This is a genomic window from Haloferula sp. BvORR071, from assembly GCF_000739615.1.
Classification (GTDB): domain Bacteria; phylum Verrucomicrobiota; class Verrucomicrobiia; order Verrucomicrobiales; family Akkermansiaceae; genus Haloferula.
Genome location: NZ_BATP01000006.1, coordinates 98,106 through 117,928, shown reverse-complemented (window position 1 = coordinate 117,928; position 19,823 = coordinate 98,106). Strand labels below are relative to the sequence as shown.

21 protein-coding genes are annotated in these 19,823 nt (G+C 62.7%); 13 read left to right on the top strand and 8 right to left on the bottom strand.

The window, feature by feature from the left end; genetic code table 11:
• The 5 genes from BV071_RS05320 to BV071_RS05300 all read left to right on the top strand — a co-directional run.
• Window positions 1–562: hypothetical protein (locus tag BV071_RS05320; RefSeq protein WP_265594098.1), on the top strand; the 562-nt coding region annotated here is incomplete at its 5' end.
• 90 nt (window positions 563–652) lie between these two features.
• On the top strand, window positions 653–898 hold the full coding sequence (locus BV071_RS05315; RefSeq protein ID WP_035603165.1) for an acyl carrier protein: 246 nt from the start codon (window positions 653–655) through the stop codon (window positions 896–898).
• A gap of 101 nt (window positions 899–999) precedes the next feature.
• Window positions 1,000–1,536, top strand: a complete 537-nt coding sequence (locus BV071_RS05310) for a hypothetical protein (protein WP_035603164.1) — start codon at window positions 1,000–1,002, stop codon at window positions 1,534–1,536.
• A gap of 16 nt (window positions 1,537–1,552) precedes the next feature.
• On the top strand, window positions 1,553–2,458 hold the full coding sequence (locus tag BV071_RS05305; protein ID WP_035603162.1) for a LysM domain-containing protein: 906 nt from the start codon (window positions 1,553–1,555) through the stop codon (window positions 2,456–2,458).
• A gap of 42 nt (window positions 2,459–2,500) precedes the next feature.
• On the top strand, window positions 2,501–3,454 hold the full coding sequence (locus BV071_RS05300) for an acetyl-CoA carboxylase carboxyltransferase subunit alpha (protein ID WP_035603160.1): 954 nt from the start codon (window positions 2,501–2,503) through the stop codon (window positions 3,452–3,454).
• Between the two features lie 266 nt (window positions 3,455–3,720).
• On the opposite strand, the gene BV071_RS05295 is transcribed toward BV071_RS05300, so the two are convergent.
• On the bottom strand, window positions 3,721–4,248 hold the full coding sequence (locus tag BV071_RS05295; RefSeq protein WP_052572922.1) for an NUDIX hydrolase: 528 nt from the start codon (window positions 4,246–4,248) through the stop codon (window positions 3,721–3,723).
• 63 nt (window positions 4,249–4,311) lie between these two features.
• On the opposite strand from BV071_RS05295, the gene BV071_RS05290 reads away from it, so the two are divergent.
• The gene (locus BV071_RS05290; RefSeq protein ID WP_035603156.1) at window positions 4,312–5,493 is read left to right on the top strand and encodes a 3-dehydroquinate synthase; all 1,182 of its coding nucleotides are present in this window, start codon (window positions 4,312–4,314) and stop codon (window positions 5,491–5,493) included.
• A gap of 61 nt (window positions 5,494–5,554) precedes the next feature.
• Here BV071_RS05290 and BV071_RS05285 read toward each other — a convergent pair whose 3' ends face one another.
• A complete protein-coding gene (locus tag BV071_RS05285) occupies window positions 5,555–7,144 on the bottom strand; it encodes a PDZ domain-containing protein (RefSeq protein ID WP_035603154.1) in 1,590 nt (529 codons plus the stop codon).
• A gap of 11 nt (window positions 7,145–7,155) precedes the next feature.
• Window positions 7,156–8,643, bottom strand: a complete 1,488-nt coding sequence (locus tag BV071_RS05280) for a trypsin-like peptidase domain-containing protein (protein WP_035603153.1) — start codon at window positions 8,641–8,643, stop codon at window positions 7,156–7,158.
• A 122-nt stretch (window positions 8,644–8,765) separates the two neighbouring features.
• Between BV071_RS05280 and BV071_RS05275 the strand changes: the two genes are divergently transcribed.
• The 5 genes from BV071_RS05275 (at window position 8,766) to BV071_RS05255 (ending at window position 13,173) form a co-directional block, all read left to right on the top strand.
• Entirely contained in the window at window positions 8,766–9,278 is a 513-nt protein-coding gene (locus BV071_RS05275) for a hypothetical protein (RefSeq protein WP_035603151.1), read from the top strand.
• 148 nt (window positions 9,279–9,426) lie between these two features.
• Window positions 9,427–9,693, top strand: coding sequence for a nickel-binding protein (locus BV071_RS05270; protein WP_035603149.1), 267 nt, complete (start codon window positions 9,427–9,429; stop codon window positions 9,691–9,693).
• Window positions 9,694–9,885: 192 nt separating this feature from the next.
• Entirely contained in the window at window positions 9,886–11,592 is a 1,707-nt protein-coding gene (locus BV071_RS05265) for an Hsp70 family protein (protein ID WP_035603147.1), read from the top strand.
• Window positions 11,593–11,608: 16 nt separating this feature from the next.
• Complete coding sequence (locus tag BV071_RS05260; RefSeq protein WP_035603145.1) at window positions 11,609–12,940, top strand: hypothetical protein; 1,332 nt, start codon at window positions 11,609–11,611, stop codon at window positions 12,938–12,940.
• Window positions 12,937–13,173: a hypothetical protein gene (locus BV071_RS05255; protein WP_035603143.1), complete on the top strand. Its 237-nt coding sequence runs from the start codon at window positions 12,937–12,939 to the stop codon at window positions 13,171–13,173. The genes BV071_RS05260 and BV071_RS05255 overlap by 4 nt, the downstream gene beginning before the upstream one ends.
• A 16-nt stretch (window positions 13,174–13,189) precedes the next feature.
• Here BV071_RS05255 and BV071_RS05250 read toward each other — a convergent pair whose 3' ends face one another.
• From BV071_RS05250 to BV071_RS05240, 3 genes are read right to left on the bottom strand one after another with little or no spacing between them, the layout of a single operon-like run.
• Window positions 13,190–13,858, bottom strand: coding sequence for a phytanoyl-CoA dioxygenase family protein (locus BV071_RS05250; RefSeq protein WP_035603142.1), 669 nt, complete (start codon window positions 13,856–13,858; stop codon window positions 13,190–13,192).
• Entirely contained in the window at window positions 13,852–14,877 is a 1,026-nt protein-coding gene (locus tag BV071_RS05245) for a zinc-binding alcohol dehydrogenase family protein (RefSeq protein WP_035603140.1), read from the bottom strand. The genes BV071_RS05250 and BV071_RS05245 overlap by 7 nt, the downstream gene beginning before the upstream one ends.
• Window positions 14,878–14,885: 8 nt before the next feature.
• A complete protein-coding gene (locus BV071_RS05240; protein ID WP_035603138.1) occupies window positions 14,886–17,060 on the bottom strand; it encodes a sulfatase/phosphatase domain-containing protein in 2,175 nt (724 codons plus the stop codon).
• A 130-nt stretch (window positions 17,061–17,190) separates the two neighbouring features.
• On the opposite strand from BV071_RS05240, the gene BV071_RS05235 reads away from it, so the two are divergent.
• Window positions 17,191–17,628 carry a hypothetical protein gene (locus BV071_RS05235; RefSeq protein WP_035603136.1) on the top strand — a complete coding sequence of 146 codons (438 nt, stop codon included), beginning with the start codon at window positions 17,191–17,193 and terminating at the stop codon, window positions 17,626–17,628.
• Between the two features lie 37 nt (window positions 17,629–17,665).
• Window positions 17,666–18,187, top strand: a complete 522-nt coding sequence (locus tag BV071_RS05230) for a hypothetical protein (RefSeq protein ID WP_035603134.1) — start codon at window positions 17,666–17,668, stop codon at window positions 18,185–18,187.
• Window positions 18,188–18,191: 4 nt separating this feature from the next.
• On the opposite strand, the gene BV071_RS05225 is transcribed toward BV071_RS05230, so the two are convergent.
• On the bottom strand, window positions 18,192–19,433 hold the full coding sequence (locus tag BV071_RS05225) for a thymidine phosphorylase (protein ID WP_052572921.1): 1,242 nt from the start codon (window positions 19,431–19,433) through the stop codon (window positions 18,192–18,194).
• Window positions 19,430–19,822, bottom strand: coding sequence for a type II toxin-antitoxin system death-on-curing family toxin (locus tag BV071_RS05220; protein WP_035603132.1), 393 nt, complete (start codon window positions 19,820–19,822; stop codon window positions 19,430–19,432). Before BV071_RS05220 ends, BV071_RS05225 begins: the two co-directional genes overlap by 4 nt.
• Window position 19,823 lies beyond the last annotated feature (1 nt).

The window sequence follows — 19,823 nt, the reverse complement described above, 5'->3', positions numbered from 1 at the left end:
GCAGCTCTTGCCTGCCGGGACCCAGTTGCCGATGCCATGGCCGGCGGAGCTCCAGGATTACAGTAAGATGAAGGATTCCATGTCCGCGGAGGAGAAGAAGCTCTTTGAGGACTACCGCGTGGCCAAGGGCATCGATACTGAGGTGCCGGACCATTCCTTCGATGCTCAGAAGATCTTCGAGCAGTGGGTCGTCTTCGGAATCTGCCTGGCCTTGGCCTTGGCAACAGTGGTGATCCTGCTGCGCGTCCAGGGGCGGAAGCTCGCGGTGGATGATGAGGCGGTCTATCCCGTGGATGGCGGGCGGGTCCCCTTCGCCGATCTGATCCGCATGGATCTGCGGAAATGGGATAACAAGGGCCTCGCCTTCCTCTGGGCTAAGAAGCCAGATGGCAGCGAGCGCAAGATCCGCATCGACGGCTTTGTCTACGGCGGTTTCAAGAAGGAGCAGGGCGAACCAGCCGAGACCTTGCTCAAGCGGATCCGCGACAATTTCAAAGGCGAGATCATGGAACTCGTGGCAGATGAGGAAACTCCCGCCGAAGCAGCTCCTCCAGAGTCCTGAAATACTGCCTCAAAGCCTTGTTTTTCGAGGTTGCCAAGGTCCGGCAGGGGCAGTAATCCCTCCCCAGCGCCAACTACCAAGAACATTCCAATGTCTGACAAGAAGAGCATCGAAGACCGCGTTAGGGACATCATCGTTGACCAACTGGGCGTCAACGCCGATCAGGTCACCCTTGAGGCCAAGTTCATCGAAGACCTCGGCGCCGACTCCCTCGACACGGTCGAACTGGTGATGGCCTTCGAGGAAGAGTTCGAAATCGAAGTTCCGGACGAAGAAGCCGAAAAGCTTCAGTCCGTCGGCGATGTCGTTACCTACATCGAGAAGAGCCAAGGCTGATCAGCGCTCGCCGCAGCTTTTTACAGGAAAGGGCGGACTCCGGGTGGGTCTGCCTTTTTTTTGGACCAATTGGGGCTTAGAGAAGCGCTGCACCTGCAAGCATGCATTCGCCGGACAATATTCAATACGCGATGGAGGTCACCCGGGTCCTGCTGGAGCCGGACCGGCGGATTGATACCTTCGGCGATACCCGTTTTGAATTCGTCCTGCTCAGCGAGTTGATGGATCGCAGCGGGGAAATCCGCGTGCGCAGTGGTGAAGTCGAGGCCATGCGGCCGCGAATCCTGCGCCCGGAGTCGATGCAGGAGATCGAGCTTGAGGGCTTTGGTGACAAGGCCCGCGAGCGGATGGATGCGGTGATCGAGAAGTGGCGGCAGGAGGGCAAGGATCTCGCCTTCCTGCGCTACGGGTTCCGCTTCCGCAGCGGCGGGGTGCGCGAGGAAATCGTGCACGACACCATGGAAGCGGTGCGCGATCGCGTGCTGGAGGAGGCGCGGCGCCAGGGAAACCCGGCGCGGGCGATCATCGAGGGCGTGGACGATGCCTGGGAGGTCTCGATTTTCAAATTTGCGTTCGAGATGATCCGGCAATCTTGGCCGATCAATCGCTTCGACTTCCACAGGCGCGGCCTGCTTTGATAGAAACGCGGCGGGGATGCGACTTTGGACTTTGATCAAGCTGGTGGCCGGAGCGGTGGTCCTCGCGATTACCGTTTTTACCGGCCTGCTGCTCTGGCACGTCACGCAGAAGCCGCTGGGCGGCGTTTTTGCTCAAATCGTTCCACTTCAGCAGGTTGACCAGCCGGTGGTCGAGAAACTGCCGGAGCCGGACGCCTCGCTGCCGGACGTGGACCCGGGGGCCAAGGTTTTCGAGAAGGCGAGCGAATTGATCGCTGTGGGCGACATGGGTGCTGCCCGCGAACGCCTCGGCACGGTGGTCGGGACCTACCCGCGCTCAAAGGCGGCCCCGGAAGCCCGCCGGATCGTCGGCGAAATGAATGTGGATGAGCTGCTCTCCGCCTCCCACATGCAGGGCAAGGAAGTCTACATCGTGCGCTCGGGGGATTACTACATCGGCATCGCCTTGAAGTACAAGACCTCGCTCGACAACATCATGCACCTGAATGGCTTGATGGATCTCAAGGGCTTGCGCCCCGGGGAAGAGCTGGTGGTGATGCCCCTGAACCTCCGGGTGCAGATCGAGCCGGCAAAGAAGGTGCTCTCGCTGTGGGACGGGAAGACCTTCGTGAAGGAATACCCCTTGCTTGCGACGAACCTGGGAAACTTGAAGGGCCCCATGCAGACCGAGATTTCCTCGCTGACCGGCATGGTGAAAGACAGTCGCTACACGCCGGGTCAAAAGGAATATCCCGGTGCCGAGAAGGTCTTCATGCTGAAGAAGACCACGCTCCAGATCCGCGCGGTGGAGGATTCCAAGGACGGCGGAGCTGAGGAACTCACGTCTGGTCCCGGCTTCCACCTTTCGGTCGAGGACTCCGAGGAGCTGGCCCTCTTGCTGCGGCCGGGGAATGAGGTGGAAATCCGCGCGGTCAGCCCCTAGTTTTTCCCCGCCCAAGGGCCGTTATCCCATTTTCCCAAGCGCATGCAATTGTTGGAATTCGAGAAACCCATCGCCGAGCTCGAGCGTGAGCTGGAGAAACTCCGTGCCAAGTCCGCCTCGCAGAACATCGACATGTCGGAGGAGATCGCCAACATGGAGTCCAAGCTGGCGGATACCCGGCAGTATATCTACGACAACCTGACTCCTTGGCAGCGCGTGCAGATCGCCCGTCATACCCAGCGGCCATTCATGCTCGACTACCTGGTCCACGCCTTCACCGATTTTTGTGAACTGCACGGCGACCGGCGAATCGGGGACGATCACGCGATGCCCGGCGGCTTCGCTCGCATTGGCGGCCGTCGCGTGGTCGTGATCGGCCACCAGAAGGGCCGCGACACCAAGGAGAATCTCAAGCGCAACTTCGGCAGCGCCCATCCGGAAGGCTATCGCAAGGCCCTGCGCCTGATGAAGCTGGCGGAGAAGTTCGGCCTGCCGGTGATCACTTTGATCGACACTCCCGGAGCCTATCCCGGCATCGGTGCGGAGGAGCGCAACATCGCCGAGGCGATCGCCTTCAATCTGCGTGAGATGATGCTGCTCAAGGTCCCGGTGGTTGCCGTGGTCTTGGGCGAAGGTGGCTCGGGCGGTGCGCTGGGCATAGGCGTCGCGGACCGCGTGCTGATGTTAGAGAATGCCTACTACTCCGTGATCAGCCCGGAAGGCTGCGCCGCGATTCTCTGGAAGCACCGCAAGCACGCCCCGGAAGCCGCGGAAGCGATGAAGCTCGCCGCCCCGGATTTGCTCAAGCTCGGCCTGATCGACGGCTTCATCCCGGAGCCTGCCGGTGGTGCCCATCACGATCACCAGGGAACCGCCGCCGCGCTGAAGGAGACCATCCTCAAGCACCTCGACGAACTCGCGAAGCTCAGCACCGAGCAACTGCTGGAGGCGCGCTACCAGAAGTTCCGCGCGTTTGGCGAGTGGGAGGGGAAGTAGCCTTTGATCGCCTCCCTCTGACAACCTTGAAGAGGTTGCCTCATATAGCCCAAGGTTGACGCGCCGAAGGAGCGGCTACCTTGGGATAGTGCCGTAGCGAGAACGAACCTCGAAGAGGTTCCCTCGGGCCGGATTCAGTGAGGATTCCCCGCGACGAAAGGCCTGAGGCAACCTCGTTGAGGTTGGTCAGTCATTGGCCGACTACCCAAGGTAGGCCTCCTGCGTCGGCCAACCTTGGGCTATAGGAGGGAACAGCGTTGCCGTTCTCAGAGCCCAGCCGCCCACAAGCTCGCGTGGATCTTGAAGTCGATCAGGTGGCCCTCGGCCTCCTTCGCCTTCAGCCACGCCCGCAGCTCACTCCGCGGCACCAAATGCACCTTGATGTCCTCGTGCCCGGTGCCGCCGCCGGCTCCCACTTTCGTTAGATCCGTGGCCAGGAAAAGGTGGGTCAGCTCGGAGGTCATCCCGGCTGAGGTGGGGGTGGAAAGCAGTAGCTCGATCTTGCCCGGCTGGTAGCCGGTTTCCTCCACCAGTTCCCGCGCGGCGGTGCCATCCAGAGGCTCGTCGCGGAACTCCTCCTCATCGCCCACCAAACCCGCAGGGATCTCAACCACAGTGCGTTGCATCGGGTAGCGGTACTGCTCGATCAGCACCACCTCATCCTCCGGCGTCACGGCTAGTATTCCTACGCAGTGGTCGGAACTGGGGCGCTTGGCGAAGTCCCAGTGGCCCAAGCGGTAGAGACCGAGCCAGGGGCTCTGGTAGAGCGTTTCAATCTCAGGCTGCTGACTCATTGGCATGAAGAATGGTTGGCCAACGGGCGTATCAGGGCCACTCTTTCCCTGCACCCGCAAGCGATGTCGCGTCACGATTTCCAGATTCCGATTACCTTCAAGCACCGCGTTTGTTTCACCCGCAATGCCTTCGGTGCCACCAACACCCTGCTAGGGGAAATTCTCACCGAAGGCGAGGGCCGTCGCGTGCTGGTCGCGCTGGAGGACAGCGTGGCTAGGGCTTGGCCGGACCTGCCTCGTCAGATCGAGTGCTATTTCGCCGATCTCGGCTTTGACTGGCGCGGCCTGCAGATCCTCCCCGGCGGGGAGGCGGTGAAGCGCGACGACGCGCTGGTCCGGAAGATTTGGGAGACCATCGACCGCGAACACATCGACCGCCATTCCTACCTGCTGGTCATCGGCGGCGGGGCTTTCCTGGATGCGGTGGGCTATGCCGCGGCGACCGCCCACCGCGGGGTGCGCTTGGTGCGCTTCCCCACCACCACGCTCTCGCAGGATGACAGCGGGGTAGGGGTGAAGTGCGCAATCAACGGCTTGGGCAAGAAGAACTGGATCGGAGCCTTCGCGGTGCCCTTCGCGGTCATTAATGATTTCACCTTCCTCCACAGCCAGGACGAGGAGACCCGCCGTGCCGGCCTGATCGAGGCGGTGAAGGTCTCACTGGTGAAGGACGGCGACTTCTTCCGCTGGATCGAAAGCCAGGTCGAAAACCTCGCCGCGCTGCAAGCTCCCGCGCTGGAAGAATGCGTGGAGCGGAGCGCCCTCCAGCACGCCCGGCACATCGCGCAAGGCGGCGACCCCTTCGAAACCGGCAGCAGCCGCCCGCTCGACTTTGGTCACTGGTCGGCCCACAAGCTGGAGCAGCTGAGCGGCTTCACCCTCAGCCACGCCCATGCCGTGGCGATCGGTGCGGCGCTCGATACCCTTTACTCCGCCCGCTGCGGTTTGCTTCGCGATTGCGTCGCGGAGCGGGTGATCGATGTGATCACCGGCCTCAAGCTGCCGCTCTGGCACCCGGCGCTCGACCTGCGCGATGGCAACGGCCGTCGCCTCGTCCATGCCGGCTTGGAAGAATTCCGCGAGCACCTCGGCGGTGAGCTCACGGTGTTGCTCCTCCGCGACGCGGGAGTCGGCCAGGATGTCCATGCCCTCGATGAAGGCTTGGTCGATGCCTGCCTCGATTCACTGCGCGACCGGCAGGCTCTGTTAGATGGTGCCAAGCCCGCGCCGCGGAGCTGTTCGTAAGTTTGCCGCAAAAAAAGAGGCGGACGGCAAACTGCCGCCCGCCTCGGGTAAAACTCGCCGCTTACTCCGCCCTTGAGAGCGGGCTCAGGCCGCGCTTCACGAACTGCTCATCGACCATGTCGGAGGTGTTCTCGTCGAGGCTCAGGCTGAACTTCTCGTCATCCAGTTCGATGCGATGCATGCCATCGCCATTCGGTGCCCGGAAGGCCTCGATCAGGGACTTCATGTCCTTGATGTCCTTGCCGTTCACCTTGGTCACGATGATGTCGCGCAGGGTTTCGTAGCCCACGGTGGCGGGAGTCGGAATCACTCCGGTGAGGACCACGATACGGCGTCCGCGCGACTCGTACTTCTGGGGATTCTCATACACGTCCAGCAGCCCGAGCGGTGCTTGCGCCTGCCAGTTCTCGCCGTAGGTCTCCAGATAGGGGCGGGTCAGCTCCTGGAAGAGCAGGCCGCCCTTGACCAGATAGGCCGGACCCTTGCCGAAGGTGTAGGCCGGCACGAGCTGGTCCTTCTCATCGCGGCGGTCGAGCACGACTTCCAGCTTCTGCGGCTGGCCATCGCGGATGACGTTCATAGTGACCTTGTCGCCGCTGCTCTTCGCGCCGCGCACCAGATGGCTCCAGTAGAGGCGGCCATAGTGCTCGTCATCGAAGTAACCGAGTCGGTCGATGTCGTGGCCGTCGATCGAGTCAATCACATCGCCCTTCTTGAGGCCGGCCTTCTCGGCGGCGCTACCAGCGCGAACGCTCGAAAGATAAATGCCGCCGCCATCTTCCGGCAGCTTCAGCCAGGCGCGGAAGTTGGTGTCCTCGGTCCGGCTGATCGAAATCCCCAGCGAAGGGAAGCCCGCGTAATCGCCATCCGCCGCTTCGCGCACGAAGCGTTCGATGATGTCGGTGGCGGTCACATCGCTGATCTGGTCCTTGGCATCGTAGCTGGTCAGGATGCCGGCCAGCTTGTTGCCGCTCAGCACCGGCAGCGAGAAGCTGTTGGCCGCGCTCTGCATGGAGGCCTTCACCTCATAGGTCAGGAAAAACTGGCCCGGCAGGAAGTTCGATACCACATCAATGCTCTGGATTCCGCCGGTGGTCACCAGCGGGCTGCCATTCTCCTCGACCTGCAGGATGTCCAGCTTGTCACCTGGCTTCGGCCGCTGGGCGATCTGAAGCGGCTTGGCGCCAGCGAAAAACTTGTCGTTCGCCTCATCTTGCAAACCGAGCAGGGCGACATTCGCCTCATAGTCCACGGCCACCACCTTCGCCGGAGCGATGCGCTTGCCGTCGGGCGATTCGAGCTCGATGTAGGTCGCATCCACCGCCATCTCGGCGGTGGTCAGCACCTTGTTGCCATCCACGATCACGCCGAGCGAGCGGCGCTTGGTCGGCGACAGTTTTTCCCACGGCTGGCGCTGGTTCCAGGCCTGCTGTGTGGTGGTGATCCGGGCCACGGACTTGAGCAGCTCCTTCGGCGCCGGCACGGCATTGTCGGAGACCTCCACGATCACCTTGGCCTCTTCCTTTTCGGGCTTGGTGCCCTCCGGGGTAGTGCGCTCAGTCGTGGCTCGTTCGGGAGTGCTGGCCCTGGGTGCCCGCTCTTCCTGAGCGGTAGCGGCAAGGATCAGCGGGAGAAACAGCAGGGGACGCATGGCGGATGGCTTCACTCGGTGAGATTGGAAAGGCGTTCGATCGAATAGGTGCGGCGGACCCGCTCATTCGCGGCAGCCACGTCCTTGCCCGGGATCACAATCGGGCGGTTGGCTCCGAAGAGCTCGATCACGAAGTAGTCCGGCGCGGTCTCGGGATTCAGCAGCTCGTGCGCTTGCTTGAGGCTCTTCACCATCGTGCCGTTGATCTTGTCCACGGCCAGGCCGTCGAAGCCGCCGAGCTGGCTGTTGAGCGGATCACTCTCGATCCGGGTCAGCACCACGATGTCCTGGCGCTCGGTGAAGAGGCCCTTCGGCACGTAGTCGCTGTAGAGGCGGCGGACGTTCACGTCGTCGAACTTCGAAGCCGCGAAAAGATTCGTATCGAGCGGCTGGAACACCAGACCGGCGAAGACCGTGTAGCGCGGCTTCTTCTCATACTGGATCGCATACATCCGCGACGGCGGCAGGGTCTTGAGCGCGATCTCCTTCGCGATCACATTGCCAGCCCGCTGCCACTTGAGCGCCACAGTATCACCCGCGAACTTGCGCTCGACCACTTCGTTGAGATCCACCTTTTCGCCATCGAGCAAGATCTGGCCGCCGCTGTCCACGTCATGGCCGTCGATCGAAAGCAGCACGTCGCCGGGCTCCAGGGTGCCATCACAGGCACCGGTCTTGGTCACATCGGTGACGAGCACGCCCAGACCGTTGTCTTCCATCTTGAGCGATTTGCGCATCGCCGGATTGAAGAGCGGGAAGGTCGCCGCACCCAGGTCCACATACTGGTCATAGCTGCCGTCCTCGATGTCCTTGAGGAAGCGGCGGATCACCGGCGTGGGGATGATGTAGCCGGTGTTGTCGGCCTGGCGCAGCCCTTGGAAGGCGACCCCCACGACCTTGCCATCCTGCACCACCGGACCGCCGGAGTTGCCCGGGTTGATCGCCGCATCGATCTGCACGATCAGGTGCTGGTCGGCGCGCGAGTGAGAGTAGGACGAGAAGTCGATCCGCGAGACCACCCCGCGCGTCACCGAGAGCCGCTCGCCGCCGATCGGGTAGCCGATCACGCGGACCTGGCTTTCAAGCTGCGGCACATCGCCGAAGCTGAGTTTCGGGACCTTCTTGAAGTCGCTGAAGTCCTCAACCTCCAGCAGGGCCAGATCGCAGTCATGGGCCACGAACTTCACCCGTGCCGGGTATTTCTTCGAGCTGCCGTGGATCGTGATCAGCAGGCGGCGCTCGTTCGAAATTACGTGCGCGTTGGTCAGGAACTGGTTCTCCCCGATCAGGAAGCCGGTTCCGATGCCGCCGCCGAAGCGGCCGCTATTCCACGGCGTGGTGTAGTCCGGCACCTGCACCGCCGCTTCGATCCGCACCGCCGAGCGGTAGATGTCGGAGGGGGCACCGGCCGGGGTTTTCGGGATGGGAGGGGCTTCCGCCTGCGCCAGCAGCGATGCCGGGGCGGCGAGAGTGAGGGTGGCGATAAGTCGCGCGAGCATCGGAAATGAGGCTAGGAGGGAATGCGCCGCACGCAAGGGGAATGGAAGGCCGGGCCGTGGGGATTTCCGGGCTGTGATTGGAGGATTGAGCGCCCCCGGGAATCTGCTAGGGAAGGGGGGGAATGAACTCCGCCATCACCCGTCGCTGCCTGGTCCTGCTTCTCGGTCTCGCGGGTATGGCGGGAGCGGACGAGATCCGGATCTACCGCGTGAAGCTGAAGGGGCCGGCACCGGAACTCCCGCAACTGCGCGCCGGCCTGGATCCCAAGACCGCTTTTTCCGGCAGCATCGGCGCGGACGGCAAGTTCGACATCGACCAGACCGACCCGACTGTGGCCAGTCCCGACCCCGAGGCCAAGGAACCCCGTCGACTCGGAATCCGGATCACCGGCCAGCTTTCCGCGGTCGAGCAGGACCCTCCAAAGACCCGGATCCGCATGCGTTTCCGCGAGTGCCGGATCGTCCAGGACAAGTACGCGAAGGGCGACAAGTTGTGGTATCCGCGCTGGACCGAAAACATGCAGGAGGAACTGGGCCGCCTCGACGAAGATGGCTGGGTGCTCTTGGATTCGCTGGGTGAGGACGGCAAGGCGCGGGAGGCCTATGTGGTCGCGCTGCTGCGGGAGCCTCATTGAGGTGGTCGGGACATGAGTTGCCAGGGGCAGATGGCGTGACGTTTTCGTCTGGCACTCAGTCGGCGGACCGCTATGCTGGGCGGTTGCCGTCGGCCGTGTGTATCGGCGCTCACCCTCGTCCGGCATTTCCCCTGAACCCCAGAATGCCATGAAGAAGTACATGAGTAGTCATACCGTGCCCGCGGGCGCGATCTCCCCCGGCCAGATCGACCAGATCGCCGCAGCGGCGAAACAGGATCCGGTGGTGAAGCCCTACAAGAGCTTCATGAATCTCTCCGAAGGAAAGATCTTCTGTGTGATGGAGGCCCAGGATGAGGCCGCCCTCGCCGCGTGGTTCCAGAAGATGCAGATGCCCTGTGACTCGATCACCGCCGTGGAATATGAAGGCGAGTGCGGGATGGTGCACGGGGCTTGACGGCGCTGGCGGGGAGATCATCCACCTACGGATCTCAAGCAATCCTTGGTCATCGGGGCCGGACCGGGCATTCCGTAGCATTGCTCTATCTGGCAATGGACGACAGGAGACCCGCCGTGGCTGCCTGGCGGCTTCTGGGAGATAGGTGGACATGCTATTGTCATTTGATGCGGGCTCCGGCAGCCTCCGCTCGTGATCGGAATCGACCTTGGCACCACCAACAGCCTCGTGGCCGTGTTTGAAAACGGGCACCCTCGGGTGCTCGCAAACGAGCTCGGGGAGGAGTTGACTCCCAGTGTCGTTGCTGCGGCGGAGGACGGCCGCATTCTGGTTGGGCGGGCTGCGAAGGATCGCCTGATCGTCGATCCCGGCTCGGGCATGGCCTGTTTCAAGCGGGACATGGGGACGGCCGCTCGGTATCGCTTCGGTGGCAAGGACTGGAACCCGGTGACTTGCTCCGCGATGATCTTGGCGGAGATGAAGCGGATTGCCGAGATGCAGCTCGGCAGTGCGGTCACCGAGGCGGTGATCACGGTGCCGGCCTATTTCCACGATCAACAGCGGCAGGCGACGGTGGAGGCTGCGAAGATCGCAGGCCTCAAGGTGGAGCGCATCATCAACGAGCCGACCGCCGCCGCGCTGGCCTATGGATACCGCAATCCCGAGCAGGAGACGCAGGTGCTCGTTTTCGATCTGGGCGGAGGAACCTTCGACGTGACGCTGTTAGAAATCTTCGACGGTGTGGTGGAGGTGAAGTCCTCCGCTGGCGAGAGCCGCTTGGGCGGCGAGGACTATACCGATGCCCTCTGCGCTTGGCTGGAGAAGAAGCATGCCTGGAGCCCTGAGCGATCTCAGGCTGGCAACTGGCGCCAGCGCGTGGAGGTGGCCAAGCGCATGCTGGCCGTGCATGAGCTGACCCGTGTCTCAGTGAATGGGAGTCTGGTCGATGTGACCCGGGATGATTTCAAGGACGCGACTGCCTCCATCACCGCGCGCCTGCGGCCGGTGGTCACGCGATGTATGCGCGATGCCGGCATCGCTGCTTCTGATCTCAATGACGTGCTGCTTGTCGGTGGTGCCAGCCGCATGAGTGCGGTCCACGAGTTTATTCATGATCAGCTCAAACGGATTGCAACCGCCAAGCTGGATCCGGATCGCGTGGTCGCGCTCGGTGCGGCGGTGCAGGCCGGCCTGTGTGCCAATGATGCGGCGGTGGGGGATATCGTCCTAACAGACGTCTGCCCGCACACCCTGGGGATCGAGATGGCGAAGGAAGGGGGGAGCGGACGGCCGGAGTCCGGCTTCTTCGCGCCGATCATCGATCGCAATACCACTGTGCCCGTTAGCCGCAGCCGGGTCTTCAATACCATGCACCCGCAGCAGGATATCGTGGAGGTAGAAGTCTTCCAAGGTGAGGCGCGGATGACGAAGGATAACCAGAAGATTGGTCAGGTCGCGGTGAATGGTCTGCGCCATGTGCCGGGCCAGAAGCATCCGGGGGAGATCGACATCCGCTTCTCCTACGACATGAATGGTATCCTCGAGGTGGAGGTCACTGTGCTCTCCAGCGGCCAGAAGAAGCGACTGGTGATCGAGCAGCGCCCGGGCTCGCTTTCGAAGCGCGAGATCGAGGAGGCGATTGCCCGCATGCAGCCGCTGAAGCTTCATCCGCGCGACCTGCTGCCGAACCGCGCCCGACTGGAGCGCGCCAACCGCGTGTATGCCGAATTGGTCGGTCACGCACGCGATCACCTGGATTCGCTGACCAACCAATTCGAGGCCGCACTGGAATCCCAGGATCCGCATCTGATCAAACCCAGCGCCGCGGTTCTGGATAGCTTCCTGCGCAGCTACTTCGAGCATGAGGGCGAACGCCAGCCCGGATCCGCCGACGCCTAACAGAATACCCCGCGCCATGCCCTGGACCACTCTCGAACTCGATCCCGCGCAAGCCACCGAGCGCGACGTCAAGCGCGCGTATGCCAAGCGCCTGAAGAACTGCCGGCCCGACCAGGATCCGGAGGGCTTCCGCAAGCTGCACGACGCCTACACCGCCGCGCTCCAGGAACTCCAGTGGCGGGATCTAACAGGGCGGGTGCCGGCGGCGATCGACGATGCCGGTCTTGATACAGTGGAGGAAGACGCGTCGGCGGGGATTGAGGCTGCGATTCCTGTTGCTGAAGAGCTTCCGGCGGCGCAAGCCGTCGAGCTATCCCCGGGCCTGCAGGCGATCACGGCGGTATTCGACAGGATCGATGCGGCGATCAAGGACCAGCAGCCGGGCATCGCCAGCCTGATGCGCGAGGTGGAGGCTGCGCTCTACCTCCATCCCGCGGAGATCATGCGCTGGGGTGAGTTCATGCATGACTTGATCATCCGTCACTCCGATCATCCGGAGGTCCGCCTCAGGCCGGAGGCGATGCTCTTCGAGCTTGAGCATGGAGGGGCTGCCGCCACTGTCGCGATTGTCGATCGGCTCGACCGCCAGGGGAGTCCGCAGGGGATCTCGAACCTGGCGAACTTGCTCTTGCAGAACCAGCAGCGGATCGCGAATCCCGGGGCCGGCTATGTCGCGGCCCGGCTTGCGGGTGCCGCGGCATTCTGGGTGTCGCGGCATCAGGGACCGCTGGCCGACTTCGCCTATCAGCATTTGGCTCGTGGGGAACGCGACTACCACATGCAGTTCATCGACCGCCATGAAGCGATGGCGAAGCTGCTCTACTCTGTGCCTGACCGCTTCAAGTCGTACTGGCGCCAGCGGCTCATGAATACGCCGGGCAAGGATGCCTGGGCCGATGAGGAAAGCCGCGAAGCCCTGAGGTGGCTGAGCAATGGCCTCACGCGCGGCAGCCAGACCTTCCTGGTGCTCTTCTCGCTCTTGCCAGATGAGGTCGCGGCCAGCTTCGACTTCGAAGCGCCGCGTTCGCCCTTGATGACAGGTGATCCGGGCACTGCCTCCTCCGGCAGCGGCGAGACGATGGCTTGGACGCAGGGATCGGGAAGCTCTGGTTCGCGGTCTTCGGGCGGCTCGTCCTCGCGCCGCCGCAAGCTGGAGCACCCACAGTACGATGATCGGGCGCCCAAGAAAAAGCGCCGAGCTGAAACGGCGAGGTCCGGTGGCTCCTGGTGGTCCGGGCGACTTATTTGGATCCCGCTCTTTTTTGTGATCAGGTTCGCCATGATCACGGGCGCGAGTAATGATCCGCCCCCCCCGCCCGAGCGTACCCCCCCCTCTATACGCCCATGACCAAGGAGGAGCAGGAGGCGTTCGAACTCAAGGCGAAGGAAAGAATGAAGAAATTCGCTGAGGTCAAAGCCAAGCGCGACGCCCAGAAGCCTGGTGAGAAGATTCCTGGCCCCGTGATCTTGGAATCAGAGGAAGCGCCGGCCCCCGTGCCGGAGAATCCGATGCTCAAGGTTCTGGGAACTCCGGAAACGCGTCTTTCGCCACCCCCGCGTGTCGAGGACCCGGTGCGCTAGAAGCTTGCATTTCTTCTCACAGCTTCCGGTGCCAAGCTTCCGGAAGATCTTCGCCCGAATGATAGACGAGGTGAAGTACCCGCCGATGTCTCGGCCTGCTTGCCGGTGAGGACGCGTGAAGGAGCAAAGGGTGCATTAGCAATGCTTCGCCCTCCTTGGCCAGACAAGGGTGTTCGCCGAGTTCGGCGGCCTTCGTCGAGCAATCACGGGAAGGGATGAGTCCTTGGCGGTGGCTGCCTGGACTCACTCGCAGGGGACCGTTGGTCTCATCGCAATCGTCGAGGTGCAGGCGCACTGCCAAGAGTTGCTCCAGGACGGGTAGGGGAGGGCGGGCGAAGTCGACGCCATCCTTTTTTGACGGGAGGTCGTAGCCGGCAGCCTGAACGAGCCGGGCGAAGGGGAACATCAAGTCTTGGTGCCAGGCGACTTTCCAGTTCGTGTCGGGGGTCTTGTCGAAGGCGATGGCTTGGATGGCGACCGCGGCAGAAGGAAGAATTCCGGCGGTCACCAGTTCTGATCGCAGGTCCCGGGCTGCGGCCTGAACTTCGGGTAGATCGAGCAGACAGCGCGTGCCCGCGGCTCCCGGCGTGAAGATGGAGTCGCGAAGCAGGGCCAGAGTCGCCGCGGCGATTCCGCTGCGGTGGATGGCCCAGCCTTGCCGCTGGAGATGGTCCTTCGCTACCACGCGACTTCGAGCACCTGCTTGCCGATCACCTTGCCGCCTTCCTGCTCGCGGTGGGCGGTGGCCAGGGTTTCGGGGGATAGCACGCCGCCATTCACCTTCATCGTGCTGCGGATCCGCCCCGCATCCACCAGCATGGCGACCTCCTTGAGGATATCGTGCTGCGCCACTATGTCCGGCGTCTGGAACATCGAGCGGGTGAACATGAACTCCCAGATGAAGGCCACGCTCTTGCTCTTGAGCAGGCCGATGTCAGGGATCTCCGCGGACTCGACGATGGCGGTGATCTTGCCCTGTGGCACGATCGCCTGTGCCATCGACTTCCAGTGCGCGGTGGTATCCGCGAAGCAAGCGATGTAGTCGACCGTGGGGTAGCCGATCTTCGCCAGCTCCGCCGGCCAATCGCCGCTGTGGTCGATCACATGATGAGCGCCCATCTTGTAGCACCACTCGACCGTCTCAGGTCGCGAGGCAGTGGCGATGACCGTGAAGCCAGTAAGCACCGCCGCGAGTTGAATGCCGATCGAACCCACGCCGCCCGCACCGCTGAGAATCAGCAGGGTCTTGTCCTTGCCCTGTGCTAGGTCTCCCGGGATAAGTCCCAGTCGATCAAACAAGCATTCCCACGCCGTGACTGCCGTCAGCGGCAAGGCAGCAGCCGCCGCGAAGTCCAGGCTCTCCGGCTTCTTCGCCGCGATCCGCTCGTCGACCAGTTGCAGCTCGGCATTCGAGCCCGGGCGGGTCACGTCGCCGGAGTAATAGACCTCGTCGCCGCGGCGGAACATCCGCACGTCACTTCCCACGGCTTCCACAATGCCGCTGCCATCCCAGCCGAGGATCCGCGGTGCGGTGTCGCTTTCGCCGCGCGCCTTGCGCTGCTTGTAGTCCACGGGGTTGATGCCGATCGCCTTGACCCGCACCAGCAGGTCGCGCGGCCCTGGCTCCGGATCGGGCAGGTCGACGGTGACAAAGCAGGACGGATCTTCGAGCGGCAGCTTCTGGGTAATGGCAACGGCTTTCATGTGGAGAACTAGGGGATTTCAGCAGTTCCTGTGAGGGCCGCAATCTTGCTTTCCATCGCTTTTGCCCAGATCTCGTAGCCGGGACCCTGCGGGTGCAGGAAATCCGGCATCAGTTCCTTCGGCAGGGTGCCATCGGGGGCCAGGAAGCTGCCAGTCATATCGAGCCACTGCACCTTGTCGCTGTCCGCGAAGCCCTTGATCTTCTCGTTGATGCCCTGGTTGATCTGTCGGAGGGGGGCGTCGGGCTTCTCGGCGCGCGGGAAGACGGACAGCAGCAGAATCTTGGCATTCGGCTTACGGTCCTGAAGGAGTTCGATGATCAGCTTGATCGCTTCCGCCGTCTGCTCGGGCGGGTCCTGGCGGTGACCGGTATTGTTGGTGCCGATCATGATGACGAAGGCCTTGGGATCGACGTTCTCCAGTTCGCCGTTCATCAGACGCCACAGCACGTGCTCCGTGCGGTCGCCGGAGAATCCGAGGTTCAGTGCCTTGCGCCCGGCATAGTATTTGTCCCAGGTCGCCTTGCCATGGCCTTCCCAGCCCTGGGTGATCGAGTCGCCGATGAAGACGAGGTCATGGCCCCCCTGCTTGGCCAGTGCTGACTTCTGCTGGTGGCGCTGCTTCCACCACGGCTCGGTCCGGTTCCCAGGCAAGGTCGCGGCACTCATGTGATAGCGGGCCCGCTCCTCGGCGTAGCGCTTCTTCATGTCCTCGAAGACCGTGGCATAGGCCGGGTCATCATGGACGGATTTCATTTCGTCCGGGTCCTTCTGCAGATCGAAGAGGTTCCACTCCTTGGTGCCGGGGAAGTACATCAGCTTGTGGGTCTCCGTGCGGATGCCGTCGTGGGCCGCCACGTGGTGAGTCGCCTCGCCACTATAAAAGTAGTAGATTTCCTTCCGCCAGTCGGCCGGCTTCTGGCCCTTCAGCACCGGCAGCAGGCTCTTGCCCTGCACCGTCGCCGGGATCGGCTGCCCCGCCGCCTCTAGGAAGGTCGGCGCGTAGTCGATGTTCTGCACCAGCGCGTCGTTCTTCACCCCGGCGGGAGCCACGCCCGGCCAGCGGACCAGGAAGGGCATCGACAGGCTCTGCTCGAACATCCAACGCTTGTCGAACCAGCCGTGCTCGCCCAGGTAGAAGCCCTGATCGGAGGCGTAGACCACGAGCGTGTTCTTGGTCAGGTCGTTCTTGTCCAGATAGTCGAGCATGCGCCCCACATTCTCGTCCACCGCCCGCACGCAGCGCAGGTAGTCCCTCATGTAGCGCTGGTACTTCCAGCGGGTGATGTCCTTGCCGGCGATCTTCCCGGACTTCACATCCTCGATGAAGGCGGCGTTCTCAGCGTCATGCGCCGCATCCCAAGTTGCCTGCTGCTCCGGCGTCATCCGCAGATACTCGCCGTTCTTGCCCTCATTGGTGAAGTTGTCGGGGAAAAGGTTCTCGCCCTTGAATTTCATGTCCGCGGCCCAGGAGAAGTTCTTGGCGATACTCATCTCCTGCTCCTTCAGCGTCCCGCTGCGGTTCGCGTAGTCGTCGAAGAGCGTGGCTGGTTCCGGAAAGGTCACATCCTTGAACAGCTCCAGGTGCCGCGGGGCAGGGGCCCAGTTGCGGTGCGGCGCCTTGTGCTGGCACATCAGCAGGAAGGGCTTGCTCTTGTCCCGGCCATCCAGCCAGGCGATGGCCTTGTCCGTGATGATATCCGTGCAATAGCCTTCCACCCGGCTCTTGCCTTTCGCGGAGAGGAAATCCGGATTGTAGTAGGTGCCTTGGTCCAAGAGGACTTCCCAGTTGTCAAAGCCCGTGGGCTCGCTGACGAGGTGCCACTTGCCGATCATGGAGGTCTGGTAGCCGGCCTTCTGCAGCAGCTTGGGGAAGGTGGTCTGGCTTCCGTCGAAGCGGGCGTTGTTGTTGTCCAGAAAGCCGTTGATGTGGCTATGCTTTCCGGTCAGGATTGTCGCCCGGGAGGGCCCGCAGATGGAATTCCCGCAGTAGGAGCGGGTGAAGATCTCGCCCTCCTTGGCGATCCGGTCGATGTTAGGCGTCGGTGCCAGATCCTTGAGGGGCCCCCCATAGGCCGAAATCGCGTTCAACGCGTGGTCATCCGAGAACAAAAACAGGATATTCGGCCTATCTTGTGCAGACAAGTGGGGCACCAGCAGAGCGAGGAGCAGAATCGGGCGCATGCACCCAGCATACGCGCTCCCCGCCCGTCCCTTGCAAGGACAAGCGCCATGATTATACCGTTCAAAAGCGTCAATATTGTTCCAGCCTCCAATTGACGCCAGCCGGGAAAGCGGGTCTGCTTCTCAAACTATGAAAATCGTTCCTCTCATCAGTTCCGGCACCGCCGGCCCGCTCGGCGTCCTCCACCTGCCGCGCCTTTGGCTCAAGGCCTCCCTGGAAGCCCGTGGCCAGCTGGCCGATGGCTATCCCGGTGCAGGCCAGGGCTACGACCAGATGGTGATCGATGGCCTCGGCCTGAAGCGGGACGCGGTGCTCGACTACATCGCCACCAGCCGCCCGACCTACCCCGAATTCGAAGCGTGGGTAAAGGCCAACGGGACCTCCGTGGATGCCGCCTCCATCGCCAAGCTGAACGCCGCGATCACCGGCTACATCCACAGCGATGCCACCCGCCAGTCCGTGCTCTCCGCCTGCGGATTGCCGGATGACGACTGTGCCTGCAAGGACGCGGTGAACCTGAACAATCTGGACGATTGGTACGAGTTCCACGCTGCGGTATTGAAGTAAGCACCGCTTTCCGCTTCACCCGGACAAGCGGGAGACGATGGATCAGGAGCCGGACGAAATACAAGAGGCACCCGGCGGGAGAATTCCGCTGGGTGCCCGGCTGAGCTTGGGGTTTCTCCATGCTATCACCATCATCCTCACCTTGCCGACCGCTGGTGTGGCTATGGTCTGTCTGATTGGAACCTTCAAAACGGCGGCAATCGGCGAAGAACCTGGTGCAGTGCTTGCGGGCATTGCGGCTTCCTTGGTGATGCTGGGTGCCTTCTGCGCCTTGTTCGCGATCTTGCTTGGCGCCGGCTGGATGATTCAACTTACACGTGCGCCTCATGATGATCCCAGGCGTGCCCGCTGGCCGGATCATCCCTTGCGTGTCGTTGCGAAGCCCTTGCTCGTTGTCGGACAGGCCTATTCAGTCTTCGCGATCGGGGCTTGGCTCACTATGCTAATGGTTGGAGTGGGCGCTTGGAGTTCTTGGGCTTGGTGCTGTTTCTGGGGGGCTTTCGGGATCGTCTGCTATTTCCTATCGAGCAAGATTGACCGCTTTCAAAGCGCTCCCTGATGCTCTAAGGCTCGATCCGGATGGCCTTCTCCAGCATCGCCTCTGCGATCTCGAAGTCCACCGCAGTGCGGGCATGGATCCGGCATAGTGCGTGGCCTTGGTGAATATGCTCACCGACCTTCACCAGGCTGTCGAAGCCGACGGCGTGATCGACTCCGTCGGTGGCGCGCGCGCGACCGGCACCAAGTTGGACTGCGGCTTGGCCGACCATTCCGGCATCGGCACGAGTCACGGTGCCCGTGTTGGGAGCGGGGAACTCGCGGATGATCGGCGTGTGATGGATGCTTCCGAGCTTTGGCAGATCGGAGGGCTTGCCGCCGTGGGCTTTCACGATCTCGTCGAACTTCTTCCGTGCCGAGCCGTCGTCTAGCAGCTTTTCCAGCTCGCCGCGGGAGACGGGGCTGATCTTCTCGGCGAGGTCGAGCACCAGCTTGCGCAGGTCTTCAGGGCCGCCGCCTTCGAGACACTCGAGCGACTCGATGACTTCGAGCGAATTGCCGACCGCCCGGCCGAGCGGCTCGCTCATGGGATTGAGGATGGCATGCACCTCCACGCCCATTTCATGGCCGACCGCGATCATCGAGTCCGCCAGCACGCGGGCCTCCTTCTCGGTCTTCATAAAGGCACCACTGCCGAACTTCACGTCCAGCACCAGCTTGTCGAGCGACTCGGACAGCTTCTTGGACATGATCGAGGCGGTGATCAACGGGATCGAAGGCACCGTGCCGGTCACGTCGCGCAGGGCATAGAGCTTCTTGTCGGCCGGGCAGAAGCGGTCGGTCTGGCCCATCATCACCACGCCGATTTTCTCCAAAAGGTTCTGCGCCTCCGGAATGGTGATCCCGACCTTGAAGCCGGGGATTGACTCCAGCTTGTCGAGCGTTCCTCCGGTGATGCCAAGGCCGCGGCCGGAGACCATGGGCACCCAGACTCCGGTGCAGGCCACCAGCGGGGCGAGGATCAGGGAGACCTTGTCGCCGATGCCGCCGGTGGAATGCTTGTCCACCACCTGCGGATGCCCGTCGCGGTGGTGGAAGACATCGCCACTCGCCATCATCGCCTTGGTCAGTGCTGCCGTCTCCACGGCATCCATCCCCTTGAAAAAGACCGCCATCGCGAAGGCTGACATCTGGTAGTCGGGGATTTCGCCAGAAGTGTAGCCTTCGATGAGCAGCTTGATCTCCGCCGGATCGAGCGTTTCGCCTTCGCGCTTGCGGGCGATGAGAGTGGGGACGTGAAGCTTCATGAAATGGGTGCGGTGTTCGCGCGAAGCCAGGTGGCGAATGCTTCTTCCTCCAGTTCGCCGGCGGCGAGGCCGAGGGCGGTGGAATAGCGGTCGTCTTGTTGCGCGGTGGCGGTGATGCCATTGCGCAGGAGGAAGAGCCGGTAAACGACGAAGGCGGTGCGCTTGTTGCCGTCGATGAAGGGGTGATTCTTGGCCAGGCCCTTGGCGTAGGAGGCTGCGAGGGCACAGAGGTCTGCCGAGGAGTCGTAGGTATAGCGTTGCTGCGGGCGGGCGAGAGCCGACTCTAACAGGGTCTCATCGCGGATGCCGGCATCGCCACCGTGTTCCTCGACCTGGCGTTGGTGCAGCGCGAGAACAACCTCCTTGGGAATCCAGACGGGCATGTTCATG